The sequence below is a fragment of the Frankia sp. AgKG'84/4 genome (genome assembly GCF_023242965.2).
Taxonomy (GTDB): Bacteria; Actinomycetota; Actinomycetes; order Frankiales; family Frankiaceae; genus Frankia.
The window spans coordinates 1-11,594 of record NZ_JALKFU020000119.1; the positions used below are offsets into that span (position 1 = coordinate 1).

Sequence of the window (11,594 nt, forward strand, 5' to 3'; positions counted from 1 at the left end):
ACGTGGGCGACCACAGCGGCCTGGCCGGCGGCGAACGCGGCGTGGCGAGGTGCGCCGCGGCGCACTCTGGCCGCGGCCATGGCATGACCTCCCGCCGCGCGGGCCTGCATCATCGTGATCTCGCCACGCGACCAGGCCCGGATCCTCTCGATCGCGTCCCGAGGCCGGGAGTCCGAGGGCTGCGCGGACTCGAAGAGGTCCAGGACATGCTCGGCGCACCCGGCCGCCCACCGGGCCAGCAGCCGATGGTCGTCGTCGGTGAGCACCCCACCGCGGCGGACGGTGATGAACCGCGTATCGCGGACCCGGGGGAGGATCACCCCCTCACCGTACGGGCAGCCTGGTAGGGGTCACCCGAGGCGTTCGGCGAGGGCCACGATGATGCCTTCCGGGCCGCGCAGGTAGGCCATGCGCCAGGAGTGTTCGTACTCGCCCACCCCGCCGACGAGCCCGTAGCCCTGCGCGGCCAGCCGATCGACGGTGCCCTGCAGGTCCTCGACCTCGAACGCCACGTTGCGCAGCCCGAGTTCGTTGGCCATCGCGGTGGGTGATCCCGGCGTGTGCTCGGGCCGGGAGAAGCTGGAGAGTTCCAGGCAGGTGCCACCTCCTGGCGGGCTGAGCATGACAATCCTGGTGCGGGAGTTCGGGATGCCGCAGACGGTGTCCAGGAACTCGCCCTCCACCTCCTGCGAGCCCCGGACCTCCAGACCCAGGTCGACGAAGAACGCCGTCACCGCGTCGAGATCCGCGACGGTGACACCGACATGGTCAAAACGTCGTATCGCAGGCATGGGCCCATCCTCCTCGGACGACGGCGACACTGGCGAGCGGCGACACTGGCGAGCGGCGACATTGGCGAGCGGCGACATTGGCGAGCGAGGACTACGCGGGCTCGACCTCATCGGCCTGCAGACCCTTCTGGCCCTGGACCGCGACGAACGTGACGGCCGGCCCCTCCTGGAGGCTCTTGAAACCGGGGGTCCGGTAGGAGTGGAGCAGAGTGCCCGGGTTGCTGTGGAGGTGGCTGTGGGTGAACGCTGACAGGTGGGCGGTGTCGGAATATCTCTGGGCCCGGGGCATCAGCTTTTTGGCGTGGCGAGTAGCAAGTTGAAGTAGGGGTCTCGGGCGAACATTTTGGTGTGGTCGGGGTGCGTGGTGGTGGTGAGGGCGGCGCAGAGGGCAGCGGCGATTTCTTCTGGTTTTTCCTGGTTGTAGCCGATCAGCGCGGATCCGGCGATCTCGCGGTTGTGGGCGGTGTTCCGGGCGATCACGGGGACACCGAGTAGCCGGCCCTCGGCGAGGGGGTAGCCGAACGACTCCAACTCGGTAGGGAAGAAGATTGCGCCGCAGCGGGTCATCAGGCTGGTGACGGCAGCCGCGGGATGTTCCCCGATGAGCGCGAGGCGGGGATGAGCTGCCAGGGAGGGGTCTTCCAAACAGTCGGCGCGTGTGGTGACGAGCAGAGTGGCGTCGATCCGTTCCGGTGGGGCCGCGAGAATATCGAGGGCGGTGAGGGCGGCGCGGAGCCTGCCGGTCATCTTTTTGCGGGGTGTGATGATGATGGGGCAGAGGATTTTTGTGGGCCATCGACCGGGATCGGGTGGTGTTTCCTCGTCTCCGGTGGACAGCGTGTCGGCGCTTGGGAGCGTGACCGGGTTGAAGGCAACGACGAGCCGGTCGGTGACGGCAGGCAGCGCGCTGGCGACCCGTTCTGCCATGGAGGTCGACGGAACGATGACACAATGAGACCGCAGGGCCGCGGTCCGCACGACCCGGGCTTGGAGGTGCACGGCCCGGCTGATCCTCGGGCCGAGTGCTCGTGTCTCCTCGGGCCAGAGGAAATGCTGCGCGCCGTGCAGGAGGACCCGACGCTCATGGCCGGTGACGGTGAAGCTCACGTTGTTCAGCGCTACCGCGCAACCGAACCGTCGCCGCTGGCACTCGCGGCGCGCGAGCCACGGCGCGGTCAGGCTGCGGTCGCGGCCCACGACATGCACGCCGGTGGCATCCTGGTTCCGCACGTAGAGGTCAAACTCGTTCAACAGTCTTTTTGCACCACCGATACGAGCTCCAGCGCAGTCAACAAGCATCACCGATACTCCTTTTTCGTTACCGTCCGAGTCGTGGTTTCTTCAATGCAAGACGAAGGGCGAGCGATCCGCTACGTTTCATGTGGCGATTGTCCGCCTGTCGAGTTCGACAACACTCTCATGCTTCTCGTTTGTATCCGCGACGGTGACACCGACATGGTCAAAACGTCGTATCGCAGGCATGGGCCCATCCTCCTCGGACGACGGCGACACTGGCGAGCGGCGACATTGGCGAGCGAGGACTACGCGGGCTCGACCTCATCGGCCTGCAGACCCTTCTGGCCCTGGACCGCGACGAACGTGACGGCCGGCCCCTCCTGGAGGCTCTTGAAACCGTTGCCCTGGATCGCCCTGAAGTGGACGAAAAGATCCGCACCGTTCTCCGGAGTGATGAATCCGTAGCCTTTCTCGTCGTTGAACCACTTCACCACACCATTCTGCCGCTCACTCATACAGCCGATACCCTCACTTGGAGTGCCGGTCAGGTCCGCGCCATTCTGCACCTCGGACCGGACCGCCATCCCCAGGACACGCACTGCCGGCCGGCACGCGGCGGACGCCACCGACGTCCCTGCGGCGATGCGGCGGGTCGGGCCAGGCGTGGCGCGCCCGGTCTGCTGGTGGCAGATCCGCGCTGGGCGCAACAGGCTGGCGGGTCGATGATCGCAGTTCTAGCGTCACCGGTATGGATGCGAGGGAGATGGTGCGGCTGGCACCGAGGCTTTACTTTCTGCGCTTCCCCCTCGGGCACGCCTACCTCTGGGTCGACGACGACGGGCTGACCCTCATCGACTGCGGTGTCGCCGGGTCCGGTGCACGGATCGCCGCGGGGATCCGCTCGCTGGGCCGCGACCCCGCCGACGTGCGCCAACTGGTCCTCACCCATTTCCACCACGACCATGTGGGCGCGGCGAACGAGGTCGCCGCCTGGGGTGACGTCGTCATCTGCGCGCACCGCGACGACGCCGCGGTGATCCGCGGGCGGGTGGCGGGCGCCCCACCGGTGCTCCTCGACTGGGAACGTCCGATCTTCGAGCAGGCCAACGCCGGCGGGATCGTCCAGGCGGCGCCGGTACGCGTCGACCGTGACCTCGACGACGGCGACACGTTGGAGTTCGGCGGTGGCGCGCAGGCCGTCGCCGCCGCCGGCCACACCCCGGGCAGCGTCGCGATCCACCTGCCCGAGGACGGTGTCCTGTTCACCGGCGACACCGTCGCGCGCCTACCGGACGGGCAGGTGATCCTCGGGGTGTTCAACGTCGACCGGGACGCCGCGATCATGTCCCTGCGCCGGCTGGCGGCCCTGGACCCCGACCTCGCCTGTTTCGGCCACGGTGAACCGGTCACCTCCGGCGCCGGCTCCGCGCTGCGCGACGCCGCGCGCCGACCGCACCGACCTGCCGGCGCGCAGCACTGGACCTCACCTGTGGTTCACCATGCAACCTGATCGGTATGACGACGACGGACGTCTTTGACGTTGACGACCAGGACCGCGACGCCGAGATCACCGCGATCAGGCAGGTGGTCGCCACCCTGGAACACTCCCAGCAGAACGAGCTTCCCGAGGAGTTCGTCGGGCTGTTCCGATCCGACGCCCTCTGGACGACCGCCCACGGTCTTCGCCTTGTCGGCCGCGAGGAGATCTCGGTGTTCACCCACCGGGTGCTTCCCGGGGCGATGACGGACCTGCGGGCGACCTACGAGGTCGTGCACGTGCTGTTCATCCGACCCGACGTCGCCGCGGTGAAGGTCCGCCAGCGCTACCTGACCCCGCAGGGCGCGCCGATCGAAGGCCAGCATGAGGGCAGCCCCCTCTACGTCATGGCGAAGGAGGCCGGTCAGTGGCGCCTGGTCGCCTGCCAGAACACCACCGTCCTGCACGGGTGAACGCGACACTCACAGGGCGGCGAAGGCCGGGGCGTAGCGGAAGACTCCCCGGGCCCGCCCGTCCCAGCGGTTAAGCGTGCGGATCTGGAGGTGCTCGGCCCAGCCGGGATCCTGGGGGAGCACCCCGCGCGGCCCGGCGGGCTGGAAACCGAAACGCCGGTAGTAGGCGGGATCGCCGAGCAGCACGGCCGCGGGGACGTCCAGCGCGTCGGCGGCGGCGAGGACCGCGTGCATCAGGGCGCTGCCGACACCGCGGCGCTGATGGCTCGGGAGGACACCCAGGGGCGCCAGCCCCACGCAGGGCAGCGTGTCGAGGTGGGCCCGGCTGGCGAGGACGTGGCCGACGATCTGACCGTCGCGTTCGGCGACCAGCGACAGGGCGGCGATGGTGTCGCCGGCCGTGCGCAGGGCGTCGACCAGCACCGTCTCCGCAGCGGGTGTGCCCTCGGCGCAGGGGAACGCGGCGTCGTGCACCGCGGCGATCGCCCGCTGGTCGCCGGGGACCTCCCGTCGTATCAGCACCACCTCAGGATCGCGGCGCCCCAGGCGCGCGGCAAACGATTGAGCGCTGGGCCGGTGCCGACATCGAGGCCAGGCGGGCGCGCCAGGAAAGCAGTGACCAGCGGGAAGCGGCGCTCAGAACCGAGCCGACGCTCGCGAACGACCCCACGCTGAACAGGGACCCGGCTGAGCCGGCCGACCCGATCGAGAGCACCGAACCGACCGAGCCGATGGACAGCACCGACCCCTGCGACCACAGGCACAGCACGGAGTTCTCCGAACCGATCGACCACCGTGAGCCGCAGCGGGTACGCATGCCCCCATCATCGCAGTACGACCCCCGTCCTCACAGCGGGCGCGGCGAGCCCGGATCGGTCAGATGACCTGTGACGAACGAGGAGAGCTGGCATGCCCCAGCCGTCCAGTGCCATGATCAGTGAGATGCGGGTGGCGGGCCCTGACGCCGGTCCCTACGACGTGACCCGCGGTCCCGACGGGGCGCTGTGGCTCACCATGGTGCACGCCGGTCGGATCGCGCGGCTGACCGACGACGGCCAGCTGGATTCCTATCCGCTCACCCCGGCGGACTGCGGCCCGTCGATCATCACCGCGGGGTCGGACGGCGCGCTGTGGTTCACCCGCAACCGCGACCACCGCATCGGCAGGATCACCCCGGCCGGTGCGACCAGCTCCTTCGACCTTCCCACGCCCGCGGCCGGCCCGTTCGGGATCACCACCGGCGCCGACGGCGCCCTGTGGTTCACCGAGATGAACACGGACCGGATCGGACGGCTCGACCCCGAAGACGGCACGGTCCGCGAGTATCCGCTGCCCGTCGAGGGAGCCTTCCCCGCGGCGATCACCGCCGGCGCCCAGGACACGCTCTGGTTCAGCGCCAACCAGGCGAACGCGATCGGCCGGGTCAGCCTCACCGGTCAGATCACCCTGCATCCGCTGCCGACCGCCGGCGCCGCCCCCGTCGGGATCTGCCGCGACGCCGCCGGCACCGTCTGGTTCGTCGAGATCGCCGCCGGCCAGATCGGCCGGATCGGCGCGGACGGCCGCATCGAGGAGTTCCCCCTGCCCGACCGGGCCGCCCGCCCCCACGCGATCACCGCCGACCCGGCCGGCGACGGCTGCTGGTACACCGCCTGGGCCACCGGCCGCCTCGGACACATCGGCGCCGACGGGAAGATCGACGAATACGACCTGCCGACGCCGTCCAGCGAACCGCACGGCCTCACCGTCACCGCGGACGGCGCCGTGTACATCGCCCTCGAAGTCGGCATGCTCGCGCGTCTGGCGCCCGGCGCGGCCCCGCCGCATGTCCACGGGGATATCCCGCCGCATTACCAGTGCTGACCCAGGCACGAAACACGCGGTTTTCTGGTCGGTAAGGTGCGTCCCTCACGGAACATCACATCGGGGGATACCATGCGCAAACTACTGATCGCCGTGGCCGCGGCATCGGTCACGTTCAGCATCGCGGGCTGCAACACCAGCGCGGGCGGTGCCACCACCGGCAAACCGGCCAGTGGACCGGCGCACGCCGAGGACGTGGCGATCACGGCGTGCGCCGCGGATCCGACCACCGGCTTCGCCGACGCGAAGGTCACGGTCACCAACCACAGCTCGAAGACGTCGAACTACGCGATCACGATCGCGTTCGAGTCCCAGGACGGGACGACGCAGATCGGCACCGGGCTGGTCGCCGTGACCAACCTGGCCTCCGGCCAGCAGTCCCCGCAGGACGCGAACAGCCTGGTCACCGCCACCGGGCCGTTCACCTGCAAGGTCGCCAACATCACCCGCTACGCGGCCGCCTAGCCGACCCGCGGGGATCCGGCTCCGGCTGACCGGCCGGGCCCCCACACCGGGCGTGCTCGCGCGCCTGGCGGTGCGCGTCCGTGCGGGCGGCGCACATCATCGTGCGCGACCCACTCGGACCTCCGGGAAGTCCGTGTCCGCGGCGTTCTCAGCGACGCCGAAGACCCGGCCGGTACACCGGGCTCGGCCGGTAGACCCGCGGCGGTGTGCGGACCACACCGACCCCTGCCCCGTACACCGCCGTGGTCCCGGAGCTGGAGGTCGTCGCGGATCCGGACGTGGTCCCCGATCCGGACGTGGTCCCGGAACCGGACGTGGTCCCGGAACCGGACGTGGCGCCGTAGACCACGCCGGCCCGGTAGGTCGAACCCGGCTGGTAGACCCGCCGCGGCGCGACGGCCACACCGGGCCGGTGCGCGGCGCCGACTCCCAGCGGCCGGGCCTGCGCCGTGCCTGGCGCGAGGAACGCGACGGCGGCGGCGGCGAGGAGCAGAGCGAGCATCGGCAACAACATCCGCTTGACGATCATCGTGGGTTTCCCGTCGTTGGATTGCGGCTCGTGGAGACACCACTGGGCACTGGACGGTGGCCACCTCGTCCCGACGACGTCACTCATGGGGCAGCTTCGATCGCCGTCGGTTACATCATGCGGGAGGGGCACCGGGTGCGCCACTGCGCCCGGTGCGTCCCTGCGAGACCGCGGTGCGCAGAGTGAGGGGAACCTGGAAGCCGCCGATGCGCTGCTCGAGCAGTTCGGCCAGCCGCAGCGGGGTGCGGTCCTCGAACATCGGACCGATGAGCTGCACTCCCACCGGCAGACCCGCGCCGGTGCGGCCCGCGGGGATGGCGGTGGCGGGCAGACCGGGCATGGTGGCCAGACCAGCCCAGACGAGCTGGTCGAAGAACGGGTACTCGACGCCGTCGATGTCGATCCGGCGTGCGAACAGATCGGGGTTGTGGTCGTGCGGGAACGCGGGCGTCGGCGTGATCGGGCAGACCACGGCGTCGAACTCGGCGAACAGCGCCCGCCAGCCGTGCCGGTGCAGCTCACGCTGGTCGTTCGCCTCGATCCAGTCGCGGTGGCTGAGCACCATCGCGCGCAGCCGCGCCGCGTCGAGACCCTTCTCGTGCGCGCCGAGGCCGGCGGCACGGATCCGCAGCTGCTCGTAGGACTCGACGGGGAAACGCGCGGTGGCGCCCGAGAACAGCAGCCGCGTGTAGAGCCTCGCGGCCTGCGTCAGGTCGGGCAGCAGCGGGCTGCGGCGTTCGACGCGGGCGCCGCCCTCGACCAGCGCGTCGGCCACCCGGTGCACACCCGCCCGCACCGCGGACCCGGTCGCGAGAAGCGGATGCTCGTCGAGGACCAGAACCCGGAACTCGCGCAGCCGCTGGTGGCGTGCCGGCGGCAGGGTCAGCGCGTAGGCGACGCCGCGGGTCAGCGGGTCCGGCCCGGCCATGACGTCGAGCAGGAGCGTGAGGTCGCGGGCGGAGCGCGCCATCGGACCGACGACGGCGAGATCGAGATCGACCGGCAGTGCCGGTGTGGCGGGCGGGTTCATGCCGCGGTTGGCCGCCAGCCCAAGCGTCGGCTTGTGCGCGTGGACACCGCAGAAATGCGCGGGGGTGCGCAGCGAACCGGCGAGGTCGGAGCCGAGGGACAGCGCGCCGAATCCAGCCGCCAGCGCCGCCGCCGATCCCCCGGAGGACCCGCCCGGTGTTCGTGAATGATCCCACGGGTTGTGAGTGGTGCCGTAGATCTCGTTGAAACTCTGCAGATCCTGCAATCCCAACGGCACATTGGTCTTGCCGAGCACCACCGCCCCGGCGGCTCTGACCCGCGATACCTGGACCGCATCGCGCACCGGCACATGGTCGCGGTGCGCGGGCATGCCCCAGGTCGTGGGCAGCCCGGCGATGTCGTAGGACTCCTTGACCGTGATCGGAACACCCAGCAGCGGCCGGTCCTCGCCGCGGGCGCGCGCCTGGTCGGCACCGCGCGCGGCGGCCCGCGCCCGGTCGAAGTCCCGCACACAGATCGCGTTGATCACCGTGTCGTCCCGCTCGATCCGGGCAATCGCCTCGTCGGTCAACTCCACCGAACTCACCGCACCGGCCCGCAGGGCGGCGGTGAGATCGGTGGCCGTCGTAAAACTCCACTGCATGAATCCCACCGTAGCCACCCCGGGAAGAGGCCATGAAATGCCGATTCGCACAACACGGGCACCCACCCCAACCTGCGATAGCCGCGCACATGACTCTCGTGAACGTCGCCTGACCCGCCGTGTTCACCGGGTACCGTCGCGACGGAGACGGTGACATTGATGGAAAGGGATGGTGCGCTTCCCGACGGACGGAGCGTGCATGTCTATGACACCTGCGCGGGCATGCTCGCCGAGCGCGTTCTGGGCGTGGTCTGTCTGGCGGGTGTGGCGCCGTTCGAGGCCGCGGGTCTGGACTGGTTCGCCGCGATGGGAGACTCCGACGCGGCGGAGTTCCGCGCGGCCGCACGTGGCCGCGACGCGCTGGCGGCGCATCTGGCGACCGGCGCCCGGATCGAGCAGTCCATGTTCGCGCCCGCCGACCTGGCCGCGTTCTCCGGTCCGTACGGGCCGTGGCTGGCGTCGGCCGTCGGCGAGGCGCTGCTCGGGCAACGGTGGCGCCGACGGCCACGGCGTCGGGGGCCACGCATCGCAACATCTTGATGGACGTGCGGCTACAACGATCCGAACTATCGTGCCGTAGATGGAACCGGATGATCGGGGCCGCCCGGGGGAGCCGGCGGACCCGGTCGACGTGGAATCCGCGGACGACCTCGGCGCGGCGGCGGCGCGGGTGCGGGTCGCGCATCTGCTCAGCGCGGGGGTCCTCACGGCGTTGGTCGGGTTCACGGGCACCTCCCTGGTGGTGCTCGCCGGGTTGCGGGCCGTCGGCGCGAGCCCGACGCAGGCCGCGTCGGGGCTGCTCGCCGTCATCCTCACCCAGGCGGTGGGGACGCTGTGGCTCAGCCGCCGGCACCGGATGCCGATCCTGCTGGCCTGGTCGACGCCGGGCGCCGCGCTGCTCGCCTCGACCGGTGCGGTCGACGGGGGGTGGCCGGCGGCGGTCGGGGCGTTCTGCCTCGTCGGCGGGCTGATCGGACTCACCGCGCTGTGGCCGCGCCTGGGCACCCTCATCGCCTCGATTCCGGCGCCGATCGCGCAGGCGATGCTCGCCGGGGTCCTGCTGCCGTTGTGCCTGGCGCCCGCCCATGGACTGGTCGAGCAGCCGGCGCTCGTCGCCCCGGCGGTCGTGGTGTGGCTGACGCTGGGGCGGTTCGCGCCGCGCTGGGCGGTGCCCGGCGCGTTCGCCGCCGCGGTCGTGGCGATCGGGATCTGGCTCGCCCTGCACGGCGGTGGCGGCGGGCCGCTGCTGCCCCAGGTGAGGTGGACGGTGCCGACGCTGACGGGGGCGTCGGTGCTGTCCCTGGCGCTGCCGCTCTTCATCGTCACGATGGCCTCGCAGAACGTGCCGGGTGTCGCGGTGATGTCGTCGTTTGGATATCGGGTTCCCTGGCGGGAGTCGATGACGGTGACGGGGCTGGGCACCGTGCTCGGCGCGTGCGCCGGCGGCCATGCGATCAACCTGGCCGCGATCACCGCGGCGCTCGCCGCGAGTCCCCAGGCGTATCCCGATCCGCGGCGGCGCTGGGTGATCGCGTATCTGTGCGGCTGGACCTATCTGGTGCTCGCGCTGGCGTCCACGGCGCTGGTGACGGTCGTCACCGAGGCACCCGCCGGGGTCACCGCCGCCGCCGCGGGTCTCGCGCTGGCCGCCCCGCTCGCCTCGTCGCTGGCCTCGGCCCTCGCCGACGCTCGCGAGCGCCAGAGTGCGATCGTCACCTTCGTCGTCGCGGCCAGCGGGATCACTCTCGCCGGTGTCGGCGCCGCCTTCTGGTCCCTGGCCGTCGGCCTGATCATCCACGCCACCCTGCGCCGCCAACCACCCGCGGCCCCGAATCCGACCTCCGGCGTCATCCCGCCCTCGGCGCCGCAGCACTGAGGGGCGAGCGGGCATCCCGGCCACGGCGAGCGATCCGCGGAACCCACCGTCACCGCGCGTCCACCGCACCACCCGGCATCCTGCCCACACCCACTACTTGACTTCACCTAGTACCAGGCTTAGTTTTCTCCCATGGCGCCGACGCATGATCCCCAGCTCCTCAAAGGCGTCCTGACGCTGCTGCTGCTACGCCTGCTCGCCGAACGCGAGTCCTACGGCTACGAGGTCGTCGGGCGCCTACGCGAACTCGGCCTGACCGACATCAGCGAAGGCAGCGTGTACCCGGCGCTGGCCCGCCTCGAACGCGAAGGCCGCGTGCAGGCACGGCTGGTGTCCTCCCACGCCGGCCCGGCCCGCAAGTACTACCGGCCCACCGCCGCCGGCACCCAGGCGCTCACCGAAGGCACCGCGAGCTGGCTGTCACTGGCCGCGGTCGTCCATCCCGTCCTGGTCCGCCACCCGCCCGCCTCGCCCACCCCAGCAAAGGACACCTGAGAATGACCAGCGCACGCACGCTCCTCGACCGGGCGCGCATCGAACGCGCCGTATGGACCATGGACACCCGCCTCGCGGACCTGCCGCGCAGATCCCGGATCAACAAGCGCCGCGAACTACGCGACAACCTGCGTCTGGCCGCCGCCGACGTCGGCGCCGGGCGGGCCGTCCACCAGCTCGGTGACCTGCGGACCCTCGCCGACGACTACCTCGCCGCCGAATACGGCGAACACAAGCGACGCCCGTCCTGGACGGTCGCCGCCCTGACGATCCTGCTCGTCGAGGTCGTCATGACACTGCTCGTCCACGTCGGACGCAGCGCCTTCCACGCCGGGATCACCGCGACGAACCCGCAGGCCACCGGCGTCTACCGGTGGCACGGGATCCGCTACCTGGTCAGCGACGAGACGTTCACCTACACGCACGGCGCGCACACCTCCGTCGGCGGCGCCTGGACCCCCCTCGTCTACATGATCATGCTGGGTGGGGCGGTCGTCACCGGCCGGTTGTGGCGGCTGAACGCCGCCTGGCGTCGCCAGCGCCGCCGTGCCACGCTCAGCGCCACCGACAACGCCACCGGCGGCGAGGCCTAGAACACACCCCCCGCCGCGGACCATCCGACGCCGCGGGCCCGGTCAGAACGCGGCGATCGTGGCGGGGGCGCGTTCTGACCGGCTCAGCGCGCGCACCACCCCGGTGGACGCCGGGGGGGGCCCCCCCCCCCCCGCGCCCACCCCCCCACACAAAAAAAAAAAA

General features: G+C 71.0%; 16 protein-coding genes. 8 read left to right on the plus strand and 8 right to left on the minus strand.

Features of this window, described 5'->3' with window-relative positions; genetic code table 11:
* From MXD58_RS10340 to MXD58_RS10360, 5 genes are all read right to left on the minus strand, one after another.
* Positions 1-320 (minus strand): putative immunity protein (locus tag MXD58_RS10340; protein WP_374615929.1); only part of this gene is annotated, 320 nt, incomplete at its 3' end.
* A gap of 30 nt (positions 321-350) precedes the next feature.
* Positions 351-791 (minus strand): VOC family protein, encoded by a 441-nt coding sequence (locus MXD58_RS10345; RefSeq protein ID WP_248841460.1) that lies wholly within the window; start codon positions 789-791, stop codon positions 351-353.
* Between the two features lie 91 nt (positions 792-882).
* Positions 883-1,080, minus strand: coding sequence for a cold-shock protein (locus tag MXD58_RS31670; protein ID WP_308301938.1), 198 nt, complete (start codon positions 1,078-1,080; stop codon positions 883-885).
* A complete protein-coding gene (locus tag MXD58_RS10355) occupies positions 1,080-2,090 on the minus strand; it encodes a glycosyltransferase (RefSeq protein ID WP_248839489.1) in 1,011 nt (336 codons plus the stop codon). Before MXD58_RS10355 ends, MXD58_RS31670 begins: the two co-directional genes overlap by 1 nt.
* A gap of 242 nt (positions 2,091-2,332) precedes the next feature.
* Positions 2,333-2,542 carry a cold-shock protein gene (locus tag MXD58_RS10360; RefSeq protein WP_248839487.1) on the minus strand — a complete coding sequence of 70 codons (210 nt, stop codon included), beginning with the start codon at positions 2,540-2,542 and terminating at the stop codon, positions 2,333-2,335.
* Between the two features lie 248 nt (positions 2,543-2,790).
* On the opposite strand from MXD58_RS10360, the gene MXD58_RS10365 reads away from it, so the two are divergent.
* Positions 2,791-3,537 (plus strand): MBL fold metallo-hydrolase, encoded by a 747-nt coding sequence (locus MXD58_RS10365; RefSeq protein WP_250609256.1) that lies wholly within the window; start codon positions 2,791-2,793, stop codon positions 3,535-3,537.
* A 5-nt stretch (positions 3,538-3,542) separates the two neighbouring features.
* Entirely contained in the window at positions 3,543-3,977 is a 435-nt protein-coding gene (locus tag MXD58_RS10370; RefSeq protein WP_248839485.1) for an SgcJ/EcaC family oxidoreductase, read from the plus strand.
* A gap of 9 nt (positions 3,978-3,986) precedes the next feature.
* Here MXD58_RS10370 and MXD58_RS10375 read toward each other — a convergent pair whose 3' ends face one another.
* Positions 3,987-4,499: a GNAT family N-acetyltransferase gene (locus MXD58_RS10375; protein WP_248839484.1), complete on the minus strand. Its 513-nt coding sequence runs from the start codon at positions 4,497-4,499 to the stop codon at positions 3,987-3,989.
* Positions 4,500-4,886: 387 nt separating this feature from the next.
* Here MXD58_RS10375 and MXD58_RS10380 point away from each other — a divergent pair, with 387 nt between their 5' ends.
* Both MXD58_RS10380 and MXD58_RS10385 read left to right on the plus strand, forming a co-directional pair.
* Complete coding sequence (locus MXD58_RS10380; RefSeq protein WP_248839483.1) at positions 4,887-5,840, plus strand: Vgb family protein; 954 nt, start codon at positions 4,887-4,889, stop codon at positions 5,838-5,840.
* Positions 5,841-5,912: 72 nt separating this feature from the next.
* Complete coding sequence (locus MXD58_RS10385; protein ID WP_248839482.1) at positions 5,913-6,305, plus strand: hypothetical protein; 393 nt, start codon at positions 5,913-5,915, stop codon at positions 6,303-6,305.
* Between the two features lie 148 nt (positions 6,306-6,453).
* Here MXD58_RS10385 and MXD58_RS10390 read toward each other — a convergent pair whose 3' ends face one another.
* Both MXD58_RS10390 and MXD58_RS10395 read right to left on the minus strand, forming a co-directional pair.
* The gene (locus MXD58_RS10390; RefSeq protein ID WP_248839481.1) at positions 6,454-6,834 is read right to left on the minus strand and encodes a hypothetical protein; all 381 of its coding nucleotides are present in this window, start codon (positions 6,832-6,834) and stop codon (positions 6,454-6,456) included.
* A gap of 115 nt (positions 6,835-6,949) precedes the next feature.
* The gene (locus tag MXD58_RS10395; RefSeq protein WP_248839480.1) at positions 6,950-8,467 is read right to left on the minus strand and encodes an amidase; all 1,518 of its coding nucleotides are present in this window, start codon (positions 8,465-8,467) and stop codon (positions 6,950-6,952) included.
* A gap of 195 nt (positions 8,468-8,662) precedes the next feature.
* On the opposite strand from MXD58_RS10395, the gene MXD58_RS10400 reads away from it, so the two are divergent.
* From MXD58_RS10400 to MXD58_RS10415, 4 genes are all read left to right on the plus strand, one after another.
* Positions 8,663-9,007, plus strand: a complete 345-nt coding sequence (locus tag MXD58_RS10400) for a hypothetical protein (RefSeq protein WP_248839479.1) — start codon at positions 8,663-8,665, stop codon at positions 9,005-9,007.
* Between the two features lie 40 nt (positions 9,008-9,047).
* Positions 9,048-10,343: a benzoate/H(+) symporter BenE family transporter gene (locus MXD58_RS10405; protein WP_248839478.1), complete on the plus strand. Its 1,296-nt coding sequence runs from the start codon at positions 9,048-9,050 to the stop codon at positions 10,341-10,343.
* A 132-nt stretch (positions 10,344-10,475) separates the two neighbouring features.
* The gene (locus MXD58_RS10410; RefSeq protein ID WP_248839477.1) at positions 10,476-10,838 is read left to right on the plus strand and encodes a PadR family transcriptional regulator; all 363 of its coding nucleotides are present in this window, start codon (positions 10,476-10,478) and stop codon (positions 10,836-10,838) included.
* A gap of 2 nt (positions 10,839-10,840) precedes the next feature.
* Positions 10,841-11,431 (plus strand): hypothetical protein, encoded by a 591-nt coding sequence (locus MXD58_RS10415; protein WP_248839476.1) that lies wholly within the window; start codon positions 10,841-10,843, stop codon positions 11,429-11,431.
* The last annotated feature ends 163 nt before the right edge of the window (positions 11,432-11,594 follow it).